The sequence below is a fragment of the Helicobacter sp. 13S00401-1 genome (assembly GCF_002272925.1).
Taxonomy (GTDB): Bacteria; Campylobacterota; Campylobacteria; order Campylobacterales; family Helicobacteraceae; genus Helicobacter_I.
The window spans coordinates 108,463-125,339 of sequence record NZ_MLAR01000003.1 but is presented as its reverse complement, the minus strand read 5'-3'; the positions used below and the strand labels follow the sequence as shown (position 1 = coordinate 125,339).

Genomic DNA, 16,877 nt, shown 5'->3' with positions numbered 1-16,877 from the left:
TTAGAATCTAGATGGAAGGCTATATCCTAGCTATCATAAAATCTACTAGGGAGGATTTGATAGTTAGAATCTTAAGTAAACATAAGATGCTAACCCTTTATAGATTCTATGGCGCAAGGCATAGTATCTTGTATGTTGGGCGAAAGATAGACTTTGAGGTTGAATCAAACTCTCTTCATATGCTTAAGCTTAGAAATATCATGCATTTAAATCATAACTTTGAGCTTGACTTAGAAAAGATGTATGTGTGGCAGCGTTATTTAGGACTTTTAAATCGCCATTTAGAAGATATAAGTGAGTGTTCAAGCTTTTATTATGATTTACTTGAGTTTGGCGCAAAGGCTCTTTTAAAGCAGGAGGCAAAAAGTCTTATCTTGCAGATGCACGCTAAGCTTTTAAACTATGAAGGAAGGGATTTTAATGCTAGCGAGTGCGTGCTTTGTGAAGAGCCTTTAGGTGAAGTTGTAGCACTAACACAAGGCTTTAATCTAGCCTGTACTAAATGCTTGCCTAAGTCTTTTAGCTTACAAAAAAAGCATTTTTTTAAGTACCTTCAGTCTGGCTCTTGTCTGCATTTAGATGAGCATGAGATAAATGGGCTTTATAAAACTTTGCTCTTTGGGATTTGACAAAAAGTTTTTATTGGTGTGATAACTTAGTGCTTAAAAGATTTTATTTAAGAGTTGTTGCTAATAACTCTTTTTGTAAGGCTTAGTGTTTGCTACTGCCTTTTTAATAACTAAAGGCAGTGGCTTATAAGTTTTTATACAAACTTTTGTATATCCCTTTTTAGATCTAAAAAGTTAGTTTGTATCATATGACTTATATCTTGTATGCTATGTGAGTTATTTACGTTGTGATTGATAACAGTTTTAATTTCTTCTACTTCGATATTTATATCTTTTATAGTAGTGCTTATATTATCAGCAGCGCTTAATATGATAAGTATAGTCTTGATATTTTCTTGAAACTTAGAATCTATCTTTGTTATATTATCCCCAACAGTGTTTGCTTTTTCTAAGACTTCACCTAGACTTTTTCTATTAGCATTCATAGCTTGATAGTTTGAAGTTACTCCTTCTATCATATCTTGTATATTGCCATCAATAGCGCCTAGGTTGCTTTGTGTGGTTTGGGCAAGTTTACCTATCTCATCAGCAACTACGGCAAAACCTCTACCATGCTCTCCTGCCCTGGCTGCTTCTATGGCTGCATTTAGCGCTAAAAGATTGGTTTGTTTTACTATTTGATGGATGATAGTAAGAATCTCTTTTATGCCATCTGCTTTTTTGTTTAGCTCAGCAAGATTAGTTATAACTTCTTCATCAAGGTCATAAGTTTCTTTTGTATGTGCCCTTAAAGAGCTCATAGCATCTTCTAAAGTTTTAAAGTCTTGAAGCATGGTTTCATTTCTAGCTTTATTTTCTTGGACGCCTTTTACAAATCTTTCTAAACTTTTTTGAGATTGGGTAGTGCTAGTAGAAATCTTTTGCATGATAGCTTCTTCTTGCTTTGTTAACTCGCTGGCTGATTCTGAGATACTACCTAGTCTGTTAGCAAGGGATGTGCCATTATTAATACTAGTTTTTACTAGACTTATGGTTCCATTAAGACTGTTTTTAAACTCTTCTATATGATGTAAGACCATCCTTACTTCTTCACTCCATCTAGTATCAGCGTTAATCTTTCTATCAAGTTTTAAGTTTCCTAGCTCTGATGATATAGTCTTTGACATCTTTGTGCCCCATTTATTCTCATCTAAGTCATGCACAAGTAGTAAAAATGCCCCTATATACTGGACTATTTCTCCTATGATGTTATCTGTAAAAAAGTAGCCATTAATCACTAAAACTATGATTCCAACTATGTGTATAAATCTCATTCTTTGATAAAGTGACCTAATATTCATGTATAAGCCTTTTGTTAAGTAAAGTTTTTCTTTTGATATAAAGTAAAAATAGGATAAAAAAATTAATGCAATATTGATTATATGCAAAGTGCTTAGAAAATGCATAAAATCTAATTAAAACTTTACTGTTTGGTAATTAGATTCTTTAATTTAGAATGAGTTTTATAAGCACAAGCTTAAGAGTTATATTTTTAAACTATTTTTGATTTAGCTCAGTAAAGATTTTTTCTAAGGCTTCTTTTTTTCTTAGTATCTCTATATTTTCTTCAGCTGCTACTATGCTTATGTCTTGTATGGCTTCTATGTTAGAATCTATATCGCTTAGATTTATACTCTCTTCTTCTTCCCTATTTTTAACTTCGTTTAGTAGCTCTATATTTGGTGCAATAAGCATAGAATCTTCTTGTGGGCAGTCTTTGCTTAGTTTGTTTAAGATATTTTCTTTATAAGTATCTTCCATGTATAAGTTTTTAAGCTCAACTTCAAGTTTAGAGTTAGTTAGTTCTAACTCTAAGACCTTATCTTTTAGATTTATAAGTTTAACTATGCCTTTTTTATAATAGCTATAAAGTTCAGGAGGATAGACTTTTTGAGCTACTCTTGCCCTTGCTGTGTTGCCATTTTTAATGTGTACATTAACTATCTCTAGAGGAGTAAACTCTTTGAAAAAAGATTCTATATCTAAGATATCTTTATCTGCAAGGCTAGATTCAAAGCCCTCATCCATACTCTCTTTTTCAAGTTTAGCCTTATAAATCCTAGTCTTACTTTGCAAGTCTGCAAGTTGCATCCTAAGTAGGTTTAGCTCATTATGAGCATCTTTTAATAAGGTGTTAGCTTCTAATATGTCTTTAGTTATTAGCTTTAGTTCTTCTTCTTTATTTTGAAGTTCTTCATTTTTAGATTCCATATAAGCTTTAAATCTTAGCTTTTCTTTATCATAGATCTCTTCTATCTGCCAAGCTTCTTTTATGGTGTCTATTTTTGATATAAACTCTAAAAATACCTTTTGGTCATCTATCTCTGAGACAACATCTGCTAGTTTTACTCTTTCATCTTTTTCCAATTTGTAAGTAACCTTTTTGAAGTATTTTATAGTTTGAGTTTTTAAAAAACTAAGCGGCTTAAAATATATAAAAATATTTAGTAAAAGTGGATGTGATTATAATCTTTTAGATTTTATTTTTCAACATCTTATGCCTTCATAAAATGGATACTTTCCAAGAGTTTTTGAAAGTTTGGAATCTAGTAAATATTGTCCTTTATACAAGGAAATATTTTAACATTTTACTTGACTAAGTCTTAGGCTTTGAAGTAGAATAACGTCTTTACAAAACGCAAAACTTTGCATAAATTCATAAGGACATATATGGAAAAGATTAGACTTAAGCTTAGAGCCTATGACCATAGAGTGCTGGATAGATCAGTATCTTCTATAGTTAATGCTGTTAAACGTACAGGTTCTGAGATAATAGGACCAGTGCCATTGCCTACACGCAAAAGACGCTACACTGTAATACGCTCACCTCACGTTAATAAAGATTCTAGAGAACAGTTTGAGATAAGAAAACACAGTCGAATAATAGACATTATGTCTGCTACTCCAAACACAGTGGAAAGTCTGATGAAGCTTGATTTAGCCCCTGAAGTAGACGTAGAAGTTATGACTTTAAAGTAGAGGTTAGAAGCGATGGAATTTATAGTACAAAAAATTGGAATGAGTAGAACTATAAGCACTCCTAGTGAGGCAGTGACTTTACTAAAGGTTCTAAATACTAAAGTTTGCAGCGTAAAAGACAGCAAGGCGCTTGTTGCTTACCCAAAAGGCAAACATATGAACAAAGTCATAGAAGGTCAGCAAAAAAAGTACAACTTAAGCAAAGAGTTTAATGCATTTGCTACTTTAAAAGTTGCTAATACTGAAGCTGGTAACCTAGACTTAGAAGCGCTTCAAAACGGTAAAGCACTAAAAGTATCTTTTAATACAAAAGGTAGAGGTTTTAGTGGTGTTATGAAAAGATGGAACTTTCAAGGTGGTCCAGGAGGTCACGGAAGTAGATTCCATAGACGCCCAGGTTCTATAGGAAATAGAGAATGGCCAGGTCGTGTTCAAAAAGGCAAAAAAATGGCTGGTCAGTATGGAAACGAATTAGTAAGCGTTAAAAGCCAAATTATCTCTTTTGATAAAGATAGTAGTATCTTAGTATTAAAAGGTTCAGTTCCAGGTTTTAACAGTGCATATGGAAAAATAAGTATTTTATAGGCAAAGGTAAGAGATGAGTAAAGCAATTATATTAGATGATGGACTAGCAAAAGTTAGTGAAGTAGAGTTGCCAGCCCATTATACAGATATAAATGAACACAATTTGTATTTGTATATAAAGTCGTATTTGGCCAGTTGCAGAAGCAATAATGCATCAGCTAAGACTAGAGGCAATGTAAGTGGTGGTGGTAAAAAACCATGGGCACAAAAAGGTGGCGGTAGAGCAAGGGCTGGAAGTATCACTTCTCCTATATTTGTAGGTGGTGGTGTAAGTCATGGACCAAGCAATAATAAAAACTATGATATTAAAATCAATAGAAAACAAAAAAAGTTAGCACTTGAGTACGCTTTAAACCAAAAAGCAAACGAAGGCAAGTTGTATATCAAACCTAGCCTTAGCGTGGATAGTGGTAAGACAAAAGATGCTTATAAGATAGTTAATAGACTAGGCGAGAGAACTACTTTACTTGTTTTGAAAGATATGAGTGAATCTACATTTTTAGCTTACAGAAACATTAGTCAATGTTACCCTGTAGAGCTTAATTCGCTTAATGCTTATCTCATTGCGTATTTTAGATCTGTTGTATTTGAACAAGCTGCATTCGACGAGATAGTGAAAAAGGATTAATATATGGCAGATATTACTGATATAAAAACTATTTTATACACAGAGAAATCATTAAACTTACAAGAAAGTGGAGTGATAGTAGTTCAAACTTCTACTCGTGTGACAAAAAATAAGTTAAAAGAAATTTTTAAAGACTATTTTGGCTTTACACCTTTGAGGATTAACTCTCTAAGACAAGATGGTAAATCAAAAAGAGTTAAGTCAAAAGATGGCAAGCAGGCAATGGGAACTAGAGCTAACTTTAAAAAGTTCTATGTGAAGATTCCAGAAGGTGCGAACATTGATTCGCTTTCAGTGTAAGGAGAGAAGAGTATGGCTGTAAAAACATATAAACCATATACACCTAGCAGAAGGTTTATGAGCAACCTTAGCTCAAAAGACATAACTGCAAAGCCAAGCGTTAGAAGCTTACTAGTAAAGCTACCAGTTAGTGCTGGAAGGAATAACAACGGAAGAATAACTAGTCGCCATAAAGAAGGTGGAGCTAAAAAACTTTATAGAATCATAGATTTTAAAAGAAATAAGTTCAACATCGAAGGTAAGATAGTTTCTGTTGAATACGATCCATATAGAAACTGCCGTATAGCTTTAGTTAGCTATAAAGATGGTGATAAGCGTTATATCATCATGCCAAGTGGCAATAAACTAGGTGATACTATAATCTCAGCTGAAAGTGGCTTAGACATAAAAAGTGGTTTTGCTATGAAGCTTAAAAATATACCTATAGGAACTATAGTTCATAATATAGAACTTCACCCAGGAGCAGGCGGAAGCATAGCTAGAAGTGCAGGAGCAAGCGCACAGATAATGGGTCGTGAAGGAAAATATATCATCTTAAGAATGCCTAGCGGTGAGATGAGATACATCTTAGAAGAGTGCATGGCTACTATTGGTGTTGTTGGGAATGAAGACTTCGCAAACATTTCTATAGGTAAAGCAGGAAGAAATAGACATCTAGGTGTAAGGCCTCAAACTAGAGGTAGCGCCATGAACCCAGTAGATCACCCTCACGGTGGTGGTGAAGGTAAGACTGGTTCTAGTGGACATCCAGTTTCTCCTTGGGGAACTCCTGCAAAAGGATTTAAGACAAGACGCAAAAAAGCTAGCGATAAGCTAATTATTTCAAGAAAGAAAAAGTAAGGATTGTAAATGGCAAGGTCAATTAAAAAAGGTCCTTTTGTAGATGCCCACTTAGAAAAGAAAGCAGTCAAAGCAAAAGAGACAAAAGATAATAAACCTATCAAAACATGGTCAAGAAGAAGCACTATCTTGCCTGAGATGATAGGATTAACATTTAGCGTTCATAATGGAAGAGCATTTATCCCAGTTTATGTAACTGAAAATCATGTAGGTTATAAACTTGGTGAGTTTGCTCCTACTAGAACTTTCAAAGGACACAAGGGTAGTGTCCAAAAGAAAATTGGAAAGTAGGTAGGTGAGAATGAGTACTGCAACATTAAAATACACTAGATTATCGCCTACTAAAGCAAGACTTATAGCTAGAGAAGTTCAAGGCATGAATGCAGAGTTAGCGCTTGCAAGCCTAGAGTTTACTCCTAATAAGGCTGCAAAACTAATTTATAAAACTATAGCATCAGCTGTTGCAAATGGTGGATTTGAAGCAAGCAGCGTGCATGTTATCTCTTGCAGAGTTGATGCAGGCCCAGTTTTGCGTCGTTTTATGCCACGCGCTAGAGGAAGAGCAACTCCTATCAGAAAACCTATGGCACATATTTTTGTTGAAGTGGATGAAGTAAAAGAGAAAAAATCTAGCAAAAAAAGTAAAGGCGAGGTTAAGTAGATGGGTCAAAAAGTTAATCCAATAGGGCTAAGATTAGGTATAAATAGAAATTGGGCCTCTAGATGGTTTCCAAATAGTAGAAAAACTCCTACAAATATAGGAGAAGACCACGCTATTAGAAAATTCCTAAAAAAAGAACTTTACTATGCTGGTATTAGTGAGATTATCATAGAAAGAGCAGCTTCAAAACTTAGAGTCACTGTTGTAGCAGCAAAGCCAGGTCTTATCATAGGTAAGAAAGGTGCTGCTATAGAAGAAGTTAAAGAAACTCTTAAAAAGATAGTGGATAAAGATGTTGCTATTAATATTAAAGAAGTTAAAAGAGCACAAGCTAACTCACAACTTGCAGCAGAAAATATAGCAACTCAACTTGAAAAGCGTGTAGCTTTTAGAAGGGCTATGAAAAAAGTTATGCAAGCTGCTATGAAAAATGGTGCTAAAGGTATAAAAGTAAAGGTTTCTGGAAGATTAGCTGGAGCTGAGATGGCAAGAACTGAGTGGTATATGGAAGGAAGAGTTCCTTTACATACTCTTAGAGCTAAGATAGATTATGGCTTTGCTGAGGCTGCCACTACTTATGGAATCATAGGTATAAAAGTATGGATATTTAAAGGTGAGGTTCTTCAAAAAGGCTTGCATGTAGAAAAAGAAGCTGAAGAACAAGATGGAAGAGCAAGAGCTAGGAAAGGGAGACAATAACTATGTTGATGCCAAAACGAAGCAAATTCAGAAAGCAAATGAAGGGTAGAAACCGTGGCCTTACTTATCGCGGTTTTAGCCTTGCATTTGGAAATATTGGTATAAAAGCACTAGAGCATGGAAGAATAGATTCAAGGCAGATAGAATCTGCTAGGGTTGCTATGACTAGACACACAAAAAGGGCTGGAAAAGTTTGGATTAGAGTTTTCCCAGATAAACCTTTAACTGCTAAACCTTTAGAAACTCGTATGGGTAAAGGTAAAGGAAGTGTTGATAAGTGGGTTATGAATATCCAACCAGGTAGAATCATATATGAAATGTTGGGTATAGATGAGGCTACTGCGAGAGAAGCTTTAGCTTTAGCTCAAAGTAAATTACCTTTTAAAACTAAGATTGTTACTAGCGAGAATGAAAATGAAATTTATTGATCTAAAAAATAAGAGCTTGAATGAATTAAATGAGCTTTTGAAGGAAAAAAAAGGAGAGCTTTTTACTCTTAGAATCAAACTTAAGACTATGCAACTTACAAAGTCACACGAGATATCTATAGTAAAAAAAGATATAGCTAAAATTTATACAGCACTAAACTTATTAAAAGAAACTGTGTCTGATACAGAGAAAAAGGATAGCTAGTGAGTGAAAAACAAGCCCACAAGAGGGTCATACAAGGTAGAGTAGTTAGTATCGCTGGTGATAAAAGTGCAGTGGTACTTGTGGAAAGAAGGGTTGTGCATCCAAAGTATAGAAAGATCGTTAAAAGATTTAGAAAATACATAATTCATGATGAAGAAAACAAGTCTAGAGTTGGTGATGTTGTAACTGCTATTGAATGCAGACCTATTTCAAAAAGTAAGTCTTTTAAATTAAAAGATGTAGTTGTTGTAGGAGTGGGTGAATGATACAGAGTTTTACAAGACTAAGTGTTGCTGATAATAGTGGTGCTAAAGAAGTAATGTGTATTAAGGTATTAGGTGGAAGTCACAGAATGTATGCAAGCGTAGGCGATGTCATAGTTGTGTCTGTAAAACGCGCTATACCTAATGGTAAAGTAAAAAAAGGTCAAGTTTTAAAAGCTGTTGTGGTTAGAACTAAAAAAGAGATTCATAGAGAAAATGGGTCTTTGATTAGATTTGATGATAATGCAGTTGTTATTTTAGATAATAAAAGAGAGCCTATGGGCACTCGTATATTTGGTCCTGTTAGTAGAGAAGTGCGATATGCAAATTTTATGAAAATAGTGTCGTTAGCTCCGGAGGTATTATAAGTGGTTAAATGCAAAATAAAAAAAGGTGATAACGTAAAAGTTATCACTGGTGATGATAAAGGTAAGAGTGGTGAAGTGCTTTTTGTATTTCCAAAGGAAAGAAAGGTTGTTGTAAAAGGTTGCAACCTAGCAAAAAAAGCTATAAAGCCTGATGAAGAGAATAAAAAGGGTGGATTTATCGCAAAAGAAATGCCTCTTGATATATCAAATGTTAAAAAGATAGAGGAGAAATAATGTTTGCGTTAAGAGAACTCTATAAAACTGAGATAAAAGAAAAATTAAAAGCAGAACTTGGCATTACTAATACTATGTTGATACCAAAGATAGAAAAGATAGTTATTAGTGTAGGAGCTGGTGAGTACGCTAAAGAAGCAAAGATTATGCAAAACATAGCAGATACTATATCTTTGATAGCAGGTCAAAAAGCTCTAATTACTAAGGCAAAAAAGTCTGTTGCTGGATTTAAGATGAGAGAAGGTATGCCTATGGGTGTTAAAGTCACTTTAAGGGGCAAGTTAATGTATAACTTCTTAGAAAAATTAATAGTTGTAGCTCTTCCTCGCGTTAAAGACTTTAGAGGTGTTCCTCAAAATGGGTTTGATGGCAGGGGTAATTATAGTTTTGGGTTAAAAGAGCAGTTAATGTTCCCTGAAGTAGTTTATGATGATATTATGGTAACCCATGGTATGAATATAACTATTGCAACTACTGCAAATGATGATAAGTCGGCATATAAATTATTGGAATTATTCGGTATTCCGTTTGCGAAAGGAAGATAATGGCAAAGAAGTCTATGATAGCTAAGGCGAAGAGAAAGCCTAAATTTAAAGTTAGAGGTTACACAAGATGTCAAATATGTGGGAGACCTCACTCTGTTTATAGAGACTTTGGTATATGTCGCGTTTGTTTGCGTAAGATGGGTAATGAGGGTTTAATCCCTGGCCTTAGAAAAGCTAGTTGGTAAGGTGAGAGCATGGTAAATGATATAATTGCAGATTCTATAACACGCATTAGAAATGCTTCTATGAGAAAGCTTGATAATACCCAATTGTATTATGGGAAGATAGTAGTTAGCATCCTAGAAGTTTTTAAACAAAGAAATTTCATAAAAGACTATCGCGTTGATGATAAAGATAACAAGCAAAGCATCTTTGTTCAACTAGCCTATGATGATAAGGGCAATAGCGTGATTAGTGAGCTAAAAAGGATAAGTAAGCCTGGAAGAAGAATTTATAGATCAAAAGATGAACTAAAAAGATTTAAAAACGGTTATGGAATCATAGTTGTTAGTACATCAAAAGGTGTTATAGCAAATGATGAAGCTTATAAGTTAAATGTCGGCGGTGAAGCGCTTTGCAGTATTTGGTAGGAGATATATATGTCAAGAGTAGGTAAGAAGCCAATTAATATTCCAAGTGGAATTGAAGTGAGTATTAATGGGAGCAACATTGCTTTTAAAAATTCAAAACTAGTTAGAAACTTAGAAACATTTAATCGTGTTAAGATTGATTATAGCAATAATGAATTAGTCTTTAGCGCTATAGATCAAACTCCTCAATCACGTGCATTTTGGGGTACTTATAGAGCACTAGCAAACAATATAGTTATAGGTTTAAGCAGCGGGTTTGTAAAAACATTAGAGATTAACGGAGTAGGTTATAGGGCTAGTGTAAATGGCAAAACTTTAGAGCTACTTTTAGGTTTTTCTCATCCTATCAAGTATCCAATCCCTGAAAATATAGAAATTAGCGTTGAAAAAAACGTAGTTACTATAAAAGGTATAGATAAGCAACAAGTTGGACAGATAGCTGCTGAGATAAGAGACTTCAGACCACCAGAGCCATATAAAGGTAAGGGTGTTAAATACAGTGATGAAATCATTATCAGAAAAGCTGGTAAAACATCTAAAAAATAACCATAATTTATAAGTAAGGCGAAAAATGATAGCTAAGATTTTAGAAAGAAAAAAGCAATTACGACTAAAAAGGAAATTGCGCGGTAGGGCTAAATGTGTGGGTTGTGAAACAAAGCCTAGAGTTAGTGTTTTTAGATCTAACAAACACTTTTATGCACAGGCTATAAATGATGCACTAGGTACAACTATTGCCTCAATTGATGGATGTAAGTTAAGAGTTGGTAACAACAAAGAAGATGTTGCAAAGTTAGCAACAGAGTTTGCCAATGTCCTTAAAGAAAAAGGCATAGCTGAAGTAGTGTTTGATAGAAACGGATATTTGTATCACGGTGTAGTTGCGACTTTTGCACAAACACTAAGAGATAATGGCATAGTTCTTTAAGGAGAAGAAATGGAAATCAACAAAGAGGAATTTAGCGAAGTAGTTGTAAATATAGGTCGCGTTACTAAAGTTGTAAAAGGCGGACGTAGATTTAGATTTAATGCTTTAGTGGTTGTTGGAAATAAGAATGGTCTTGTAGGCTTTGGACTTGGAAAGGCAAAAGAAGTTCCAGATGCTATTAAAAAAGCAGTTGATGATGCATTTAAAAATATCATTTATGTAAACATCAAGGGGACAACTATAGCTCATGATATAGAACACAAGTACAATGCAAGTAGAATCTTATTAAAACCAGCAAGTGAAGGTACAGGTGTTATAGCAGGTGGATCTGCTAGACCGGTTGTTGAACTAGCCGGTATTAGAGACATCCTTACAAAGTCACTTGGTTCTAGTAATCCTTACAATGTTGTACGTGCTACTATTGGTGCATTAGCAAGAATAAAAGCTTAAGGGAGACTCTATGTTAGAAAAAATACAACCTGCAAAAGGTAGTACAAAAGATATAAAAAGAGTAGGAAGAGGCCAAGGCTCTGGTATGGGTAAGACTTCTACTCGTGGTGGTAAGGGTCAGACAGCTAGAACTGGTTATAAGGCAAAAAGAGGTTTTGAAGGTGGACAACAACCACTTCAAAGAAGACTACCAAAAGTAGGGTTTACCTCTAGAGTAGTAAAGCCTTATGTTATTAATGTTGACAAACAAGTGGGATTAGAAAACTTAAGTGAGATAACTTTAGAATCTATAAAAACAGTTTATAAGATTCCACTTTATGTTATGAAGGTTAAGTTAATCGGAACAAAGGCTAAGTCCTTAGTGTCTAAAATCAAAGATGAAAGAATCGCTACTAGCGGAAGTTTATAATGAATAGAGCGATCTTAAATAAGATATTAATTACTTTAGGCTTTTTATTTGCCTATAGATTATTATCTTATGTTCCAATCCCTGGAGTTGATCCTAGCGCACTAAAACAGTTTTTTGATGCTAATAGTGGTGGTGCCTTAGGCTTGTTTAACACATTTAGTGGTCACGCAGTTGAAAGACTAAGTATTATCTCCTTAGGCATAATGCCCTACATCACAGCATCCATTGTTATGGAACTACTATCTGCCACATTTACTAATATAGGTAAGATGAAAAAAGAGCGAGATGGTATGCAAAAATACATGCAAATCATACGTTACCTTACTATCTTCATAACTATCATACAAGCTGGAAGCGTTAGCTATGGACTAAATAGCATAGGTGGTCACGGTGGTAATGCTATCTTGATTAATATGTCATTATTCGTAGTTGTTTCTATATTCTCCATGTTAGCAGGGACTATGCTACTTGTTTGGATAGGAGAACAGATAACTCAAAAAGGTATAGGGAATGGTATATCTCTTATAATCTTTGCTGGGATTGTTTCTGGAATCCCTAGTGCTATAGGTGCAGAGTTTAATGCGGTAAGTGTGAATGATAAAAGCATACTATCTCTAATAGGCATTATAGTTGTGATACTTGTAACAGTCTTTATTATCATTTACATAGAGTTAGGTGAAAGAAGGATTCCAGTTTCTTATGCGAGAAAAGTGATAATGCAAAATCAAAACAAGCGCATAATGAACTATATACCAGTCAAGCTAAACCTAAGCGGGGTTATACCGCCTATCTTTGCTTCAGCCATATTAGTTTTTCCTTCTACTATACTGCATGCAAGTTCTAATAAGATATTGCTTGCTATAGCTGACTTTTTAAATCCAGCTGGTTATGGATATAACATCTTAATGTTTATCTTTATAATCTTTTTTGCCTTCTTTTACTCTTCTATAGTCTTTAACTCAAAAGATATAGCAGATAACTTAAAAAGACAAAATGGATACATACCTGGACTTAGACCTGGAGAGAGTACAGCACACTATCTTAATAAGGTGGCTGGACACTTAACATTTTGGGGTGCTCTATACCTAGCTATCATCTCTACGGTTCCTTGGCTTTTACTTAAGTTTATGGGTGTACCTTTTCTCTTTGGAGGCACTTCAGTGCTTATCGTTGTGCAAGTTGCTATAGATACTATGCGTAAGATTGAAGCTCAGATCTATATGAGTAAATATCAGACCTTGAGTGCTGTTGGTATTTAACAATGATACCAGTAAGAAATAAAAAAGAAATAGAATCTCTAAGACTAGCCTCTCTTGAAGTAGCCCTAGCTTTAGAGCTTGCTAGTTCTATGGCAAAGCCTGGTGTGAGTTTGCTTGAAATCGATAAGGCTGTAGAAGACTATATGAAACAAAGGAAGGTTATACCAGCCTTTAAAGGGCTTTATGGCTTTCCTAATGCAGTTTGTATCTCTTTAAATGAAGTAGTAATACATGGCATACCAACTGACTATAAGCTAAAAGAGGGCGATATAGTAGGTTTTGATATAGGCAGTAATATTGATGGATGGTATGGTGATGGCGCTGTTACTGTAGGCGTTGGAAATATAACAGATACTGATAAAAAACTACTTGCTTCTTCTTTCAACACTTTAAATAATGTAATAGATAATATAAAAGTTGGCATGCGTTTTAAAGAGATTAGTCACATGCTTGAACAAAATATCAAGTCATCTGGTTTTGTACCACTTGAAGGCTACTGTGGCCATGGTATAGGAAGAAAACCTCATGATGCACCTGAGATTCCAAACTATGCTACTGGGGCTTTAAATAGCGGTCCAAAAGTTAAAGAAGGTATGGTTTTTTGCTTAGAGCCTATGGTGTGCCAAAAAGATGGCAGGCCTAAAGTTTTAGCAGATAAGTGGTCTGTTGTGAGTATGGATGGGTTAAATGCTTCTCATCATGAACACACAGTAGCCATAGTTGATGGTAGAGCTAAGATACTAACGCAAATATAAGTTATAAAAGGATTACATTTGGCAAAAGATGATGTTATAGAAACAGATGGAAGGGTTATAGAAGCCTTACCTAGCACTACTTTTAGAGTGGAACTTGCTAATGGACACGTAGTTTTATGTCATATAGCTGGGAAAATGAGGATGAATAAGATTAATATCTTGCAAGGTGATAAAGTAAAAATAGAACTAACACCCTATAGCCTTGATAAAGGTAGGATAGTGTATCGCTACCCACGTAATGAAGCTTCTCAAAGCTAGGCTTTAGCTATCTTTACAAGTTGCTTTTTATAGCTTCTTATCTTACATAGATTCTATATTTCATAGAATCTAGTTTTAATCCCTCATAAACATAAAGTAACATAGACTTTAAACTTTTGCAAGATGCTACTTTTACTTTGTGATAGTTTTCTTTTTATAGACTACTTTTTATAACTTACCACTTTTATAACTGGCCATTTTTAACATACTCTAAAAAACTAGTCGCATAAGACCCACTAGGCAAGAAAAAGCTTAGTTCAAAGTGAGCAAGCTGCTCTTTATACTCATACTTTAGCTCACTAACAAAACTCCATGCATAGCGCCTAGTTCCAAGGGCAAGTATAGGTTTAGCAAAACTAGATTCTATGGCATTACTTAAGCATATCTTAGGATCTAAAGCATCTTTAGTATTTTTAGAACTCTCTCCACTTAAAAGACCAGTAGGGGCTATATTTTGAGTTATAAATCTTTCGTATTCAACCTTTAAATCTTCTATCTCAAAGTACTTGCCATAAGGAAAATGCTTGCAGATATCATGCTTTAAAAGCTTATAGGGGATTTTAAACTCCTGTGCTAGCTCTAGGCACACCGCATCTTCTTTGTTAAAGGCTAGCTTATCTAATAGATTAGGATTTATAAGCTCAGAATCTACAAAGTCTTGAAACTTAAGTTTTAGCACTGAAGCTATATCTAGTGTATCCATCAAGTTTGAAAGCTTAAGTCTTGTATCTAGCCATTTATTAAAGTAAAAGCTTTGTAAGGCTGAGATTAAAAACTTCTCTTTTTTACTTTGTTTTTTTATAGGCTTTTTTATAGAGCTAGCAAGCTTATAGTTATCATTAAAGTTGCCAAATCTCTGATAGCCAAAGTAGTTTGGAAAGCCAGACTTTTGTGCTAGGTCTAGCTCAGTCATAAGCCTTTTTGCATTTAAGCTATCTACTTTTTTAAGTCTTATAAAAAATTTATTACCCTTTAAGTGGCCAATCTTTAGTTTATTGTTATGTCTTTTAGAATCTAAAATCTTAATATTCTCATCTTCAATCAAACTTAGATCTGTTTTGAAAGGCACACTAATGTATTGATAGGCTAGGGCATTTTTATCTTTTAGTCCAGCATATCCTATATCTTTTTTAGGAGCAAAGTTTGCAAGCTTATCTAGTAAGTCAAAAGTACTGATATTTTTCTTGCGGATAAAAAGCACAAGGTGTTCTCCTTCAAGGCTACTTTCATAAAGTGGGACTTCTTCTACTATAAAGTCTTTTGCGTTGTGCGTAAAGACAAAGTTTAAAGGCGTATGGTTTTTACCATAAAACATTAGTTTCCTTTTGTATGGGGTATTTTAAAGCTTTCAATAGGTTTAGATTCTACTAGAATTTAGACTGCGTAGAGATTTTTCTATAAATATTAAAATAATAATCATTCTTAATTTTAATTTAAGTTTCATTACTGTATAGTTCTATCACTCAAGGGCGATTGCATCAAACTTGTTTAGCTTTAGGGTTACTCCTTTAGTTTTGGGTTAAAATTCTTTCACATTATCTTCCTTTTTTAAGGGGCCTGCAAAGCCCCTTAAACTCCTCCTAATTTTTATTTAACATCCACCTTGACACATCTTCTAAGTTCCTAGATAAGGTATCTTTAGCTTCAAAGTAGTCTTTTAAAAACCTAGCATTTAACATATCAAACCTAACTTCATCGCGCAAGTTTAAGTAGATCTTATAATCCATATCTAAGTTATTTAATAATTTTTCATTTAATAGTATATTATTTATCTCGCCTAACTTATCGCTTGCTACTAAAACTAGCTTAGCACAAAACTCTTTAGCAAAGTCACTCCAAAAGTAGCTTAGAGTTAGTGGGCTTAAAAGCCCTCCAGCCCCCTCACACAACACTACTTCATAGCCATTTTGCTCTAAGCCTATAAGTTTAGAGCTCATCCAGTCTTTGAAAGCCTCTAAATTAAAGTTTGCATCACAAGTATATATGCTAGCACCAAGCTTAAACATCATATAGTTAACCTCATTTAAGTCTTTTAGACCACTTGCATCAAGTATCTTATAGCAGTCGCTTTGCTTTAACGCCTCTTTGTCATTTAGGTTATAACCACTTTCAAGTGGCTTTAGCATGAAGGCCTTTATGCCTTTAGAGTTTAGAATCTTAAATGTTTGAAGCATGGAGTAAGTTTTACCAATATCTGTGTTTGTAGCACCAAAGAAGATAGAAGTCATTTAGGTTTCCTTTTAAATATGTATAATTATTAGGATATGCATTATAAGCTAGACACAAAGGAGTAGATATGAATGATAACAGTTTGCAAAAAGATTCTGTTCTACCCATTTTTAACGCTGTGGTCATCTTAAAAGATGATGACTTAACTTTAGAGTTTTTATTAAGTCTTTTAACTAGTCTTTTTAGAAAAAATGAGATGGAGGCTAATGACATCATCATGGATGTTTATCATAATGATGAAAGTGTAGTTGGGATTTATACTTATGATATAGCTGAGTATAAAACACAGCTTGCCTTAGGTCTAGCTAGGAGTCTTGGAGAAAGTCTAAGGCTAGAGCTTAGGCGAGTTGCTTAAAAAAAGATAGAGCTTAAAGCTTTTAGTTAGGCTACACAAGAGTAGCTTAGTGCACTAAAGGCTTTCTACATACTTATCTCTTTCATCTTTTTTAGTGCTTTTTGTAGTAGGAAGAAGCAAGACTTTATAGCTTGCTTTAGAATCTAAAAAAACTAAAGTTATAACATCGCCTACTTTTATATCCTTTGCGCCTTTGGCAACTACGCCATTAACTAGCACACTTTGATTATCACACATATCTTTTGCTAGACTTCGCCTCTTAGTTAGATTAACTGTGTTTATGAATTTATCTAGTCTCAAA

Annotated in this window: 30 protein-coding genes; 25 read left to right on the top strand and 5 right to left on the bottom strand. The window is 34.3% G+C overall.

What is annotated here, in order from left to right; genetic code table 11:
- The first annotated feature begins 11 nt into the window (after window positions 1-11).
- Window positions 12-629 carry a recombination protein RecO gene (gene recO, locus BKH43_RS02910; RefSeq protein WP_095228372.1) on the top strand — a complete coding sequence of 206 codons (618 nt, stop codon included), beginning with the start codon at window positions 12-14 and terminating at the stop codon, window positions 627-629.
- 134 nt (window positions 630-763) lie between these two features.
- Here the strand turns inward: recO and BKH43_RS08705 are convergent, their stop codons facing one another.
- Together BKH43_RS08705 and BKH43_RS02900 are read right to left on the bottom strand one after the other, a co-directional pair.
- On the bottom strand, window positions 764-1,909 hold the full coding sequence (locus tag BKH43_RS08705) for a methyl-accepting chemotaxis protein (protein WP_275542195.1): 1,146 nt from the start codon (window positions 1,907-1,909) through the stop codon (window positions 764-766).
- A 196-nt stretch (window positions 1,910-2,105) separates the two neighbouring features.
- Window positions 2,106-2,975 carry a hypothetical protein gene (locus tag BKH43_RS02900; RefSeq protein ID WP_095228367.1) on the bottom strand — a complete coding sequence of 290 codons (870 nt, stop codon included), beginning with the start codon at window positions 2,973-2,975 and terminating at the stop codon, window positions 2,106-2,108.
- A gap of 303 nt (window positions 2,976-3,278) precedes the next feature.
- Here BKH43_RS02900 and rpsJ point away from each other — a divergent pair, with 303 nt between their 5' ends.
- Genes rpsJ through infA form a run of 23 tightly spaced genes read left to right on the top strand, consistent with a single transcriptional unit; the run spans window position 3,279 to window position 13,992 of the window.
- Window positions 3,279-3,587, top strand: a complete 309-nt coding sequence (rpsJ, locus tag BKH43_RS02895; RefSeq protein WP_095228365.1) for a 30S ribosomal protein S10 — start codon at window positions 3,279-3,281, stop codon at window positions 3,585-3,587.
- Window positions 3,588-3,599: 12 nt separating this feature from the next.
- Window positions 3,600-4,172, top strand: a complete 573-nt coding sequence (gene rplC / locus BKH43_RS02890; RefSeq protein WP_095228362.1) for a 50S ribosomal protein L3 — start codon at window positions 3,600-3,602, stop codon at window positions 4,170-4,172.
- 13 nt (window positions 4,173-4,185) lie between these two features.
- Window positions 4,186-4,800, top strand: coding sequence for a 50S ribosomal protein L4 (rplD, locus tag BKH43_RS02885; RefSeq protein WP_095228360.1), 615 nt, complete (start codon window positions 4,186-4,188; stop codon window positions 4,798-4,800).
- A 3-nt stretch (window positions 4,801-4,803) separates the two neighbouring features.
- Complete coding sequence (locus BKH43_RS02880) at window positions 4,804-5,100, top strand: 50S ribosomal protein L23 (protein ID WP_095228358.1); 297 nt, start codon at window positions 4,804-4,806, stop codon at window positions 5,098-5,100.
- Window positions 5,101-5,112: 12 nt separating this feature from the next.
- The gene (gene rplB, locus BKH43_RS02875) at window positions 5,113-5,940 is read left to right on the top strand and encodes a 50S ribosomal protein L2 (protein WP_095228356.1); all 828 of its coding nucleotides are present in this window, start codon (window positions 5,113-5,115) and stop codon (window positions 5,938-5,940) included.
- A gap of 9 nt (window positions 5,941-5,949) precedes the next feature.
- Window positions 5,950-6,231, top strand: coding sequence for a 30S ribosomal protein S19 (gene rpsS, locus BKH43_RS02870; RefSeq protein WP_095228353.1), 282 nt, complete (start codon window positions 5,950-5,952; stop codon window positions 6,229-6,231).
- Window positions 6,232-6,241: 10 nt separating this feature from the next.
- On the top strand, window positions 6,242-6,601 hold the full coding sequence (gene rplV, locus BKH43_RS02865) for a 50S ribosomal protein L22 (protein WP_095228351.1): 360 nt from the start codon (window positions 6,242-6,244) through the stop codon (window positions 6,599-6,601).
- Window positions 6,602-7,300 carry a 30S ribosomal protein S3 gene (rpsC, locus tag BKH43_RS02860; protein ID WP_095228349.1) on the top strand — a complete coding sequence of 233 codons (699 nt, stop codon included), beginning with the start codon at window positions 6,602-6,604 and terminating at the stop codon, window positions 7,298-7,300.
- A gap of 2 nt (window positions 7,301-7,302) precedes the next feature.
- A complete protein-coding gene (rplP, locus tag BKH43_RS02855) occupies window positions 7,303-7,728 on the top strand; it encodes a 50S ribosomal protein L16 (protein WP_095228347.1) in 426 nt (141 codons plus the stop codon).
- Window positions 7,715-7,933, top strand: a complete 219-nt coding sequence (gene rpmC, locus BKH43_RS02850; RefSeq protein WP_095228345.1) for a 50S ribosomal protein L29 — start codon at window positions 7,715-7,717, stop codon at window positions 7,931-7,933. The genes rplP and rpmC overlap by 14 nt, the downstream gene beginning before the upstream one ends.
- Window positions 7,933-8,199, top strand: a complete 267-nt coding sequence (gene rpsQ / locus BKH43_RS02845; protein ID WP_095228343.1) for a 30S ribosomal protein S17 — start codon at window positions 7,933-7,935, stop codon at window positions 8,197-8,199. The genes rpmC and rpsQ overlap by 1 nt, the downstream gene beginning before the upstream one ends.
- Window positions 8,196-8,564: a 50S ribosomal protein L14 gene (gene rplN / locus BKH43_RS02840; protein ID WP_095228341.1), complete on the top strand. Its 369-nt coding sequence runs from the start codon at window positions 8,196-8,198 to the stop codon at window positions 8,562-8,564. Before rpsQ ends, rplN begins: the two co-directional genes overlap by 4 nt.
- Window positions 8,565-8,798: a 50S ribosomal protein L24 gene (gene rplX, locus BKH43_RS02835; RefSeq protein ID WP_095228339.1), complete on the top strand. Its 234-nt coding sequence runs from the start codon at window positions 8,565-8,567 to the stop codon at window positions 8,796-8,798.
- Window positions 8,798-9,343 carry a 50S ribosomal protein L5 gene (gene rplE, locus BKH43_RS02830; RefSeq protein WP_095228337.1) on the top strand — a complete coding sequence of 182 codons (546 nt, stop codon included), beginning with the start codon at window positions 8,798-8,800 and terminating at the stop codon, window positions 9,341-9,343. Before rplX ends, rplE begins: the two co-directional genes overlap by 1 nt.
- Window positions 9,343-9,528 (top strand): type Z 30S ribosomal protein S14, encoded by a 186-nt coding sequence (locus BKH43_RS02825; RefSeq protein WP_095228335.1) that lies wholly within the window; start codon window positions 9,343-9,345, stop codon window positions 9,526-9,528. The genes rplE and BKH43_RS02825 overlap by 1 nt, the downstream gene beginning before the upstream one ends.
- Window positions 9,529-9,537: 9 nt before the next feature.
- Window positions 9,538-9,933: a 30S ribosomal protein S8 gene (gene rpsH, locus BKH43_RS02820; RefSeq protein WP_095228333.1), complete on the top strand. Its 396-nt coding sequence runs from the start codon at window positions 9,538-9,540 to the stop codon at window positions 9,931-9,933.
- 9 nt (window positions 9,934-9,942) lie between these two features.
- The gene (gene rplF, locus BKH43_RS02815; protein WP_095228331.1) at window positions 9,943-10,479 is read left to right on the top strand and encodes a 50S ribosomal protein L6; all 537 of its coding nucleotides are present in this window, start codon (window positions 9,943-9,945) and stop codon (window positions 10,477-10,479) included.
- A 25-nt stretch (window positions 10,480-10,504) separates the two neighbouring features.
- On the top strand, window positions 10,505-10,861 hold the full coding sequence (gene rplR, locus BKH43_RS02810; protein WP_095228329.1) for a 50S ribosomal protein L18: 357 nt from the start codon (window positions 10,505-10,507) through the stop codon (window positions 10,859-10,861).
- 9 nt (window positions 10,862-10,870) lie between these two features.
- Window positions 10,871-11,311, top strand: coding sequence for a 30S ribosomal protein S5 (gene rpsE, locus BKH43_RS02805; RefSeq protein ID WP_095228327.1), 441 nt, complete (start codon window positions 10,871-10,873; stop codon window positions 11,309-11,311).
- A 10-nt stretch (window positions 11,312-11,321) separates the two neighbouring features.
- Window positions 11,322-11,720, top strand: coding sequence for a 50S ribosomal protein L15 (rplO, locus tag BKH43_RS02800; protein WP_095228325.1), 399 nt, complete (start codon window positions 11,322-11,324; stop codon window positions 11,718-11,720).
- Complete coding sequence (gene secY / locus BKH43_RS02795) at window positions 11,720-12,979, top strand: preprotein translocase subunit SecY (protein ID WP_095228323.1); 1,260 nt, start codon at window positions 11,720-11,722, stop codon at window positions 12,977-12,979. The genes rplO and secY overlap by 1 nt, the downstream gene beginning before the upstream one ends.
- A 2-nt stretch (window positions 12,980-12,981) precedes the next feature.
- Window positions 12,982-13,734, top strand: coding sequence for a type I methionyl aminopeptidase (gene map / locus BKH43_RS02790; protein WP_095228321.1), 753 nt, complete (start codon window positions 12,982-12,984; stop codon window positions 13,732-13,734).
- An 18-nt stretch (window positions 13,735-13,752) separates the two neighbouring features.
- Entirely contained in the window at window positions 13,753-13,992 is a 240-nt protein-coding gene (gene infA, locus BKH43_RS02785; protein ID WP_095228319.1) for a translation initiation factor IF-1, read from the top strand.
- Between the two features lie 184 nt (window positions 13,993-14,176).
- Here infA and truD read toward each other — a convergent pair whose 3' ends face one another.
- Both truD and BKH43_RS02775 read right to left on the bottom strand, forming a co-directional pair.
- Window positions 14,177-15,307, bottom strand: coding sequence for a tRNA pseudouridine(13) synthase TruD (gene truD / locus BKH43_RS02780; protein ID WP_095228317.1), 1,131 nt, complete (start codon window positions 15,305-15,307; stop codon window positions 14,177-14,179).
- 265 nt (window positions 15,308-15,572) lie between these two features.
- On the bottom strand, window positions 15,573-16,220 hold the full coding sequence (locus BKH43_RS02775; RefSeq protein ID WP_095228315.1) for a dethiobiotin synthase: 648 nt from the start codon (window positions 16,218-16,220) through the stop codon (window positions 15,573-15,575).
- A 68-nt stretch (window positions 16,221-16,288) separates the two neighbouring features.
- Between BKH43_RS02775 and BKH43_RS02770 the strand changes: the two genes are divergently transcribed.
- Entirely contained in the window at window positions 16,289-16,576 is a 288-nt protein-coding gene (locus BKH43_RS02770) for an ATP-dependent Clp protease adaptor ClpS (RefSeq protein WP_095228313.1), read from the top strand.
- Between the two features lie 54 nt (window positions 16,577-16,630).
- Here BKH43_RS02770 and BKH43_RS02765 read toward each other — a convergent pair whose 3' ends face one another.
- Window positions 16,631-16,876, bottom strand: a complete 246-nt coding sequence (locus BKH43_RS02765; RefSeq protein ID WP_095228311.1) for a S4 domain-containing protein — start codon at window positions 16,874-16,876, stop codon at window positions 16,631-16,633.
- Between the last annotated feature and the right edge of the window lies 1 nt (window position 16,877).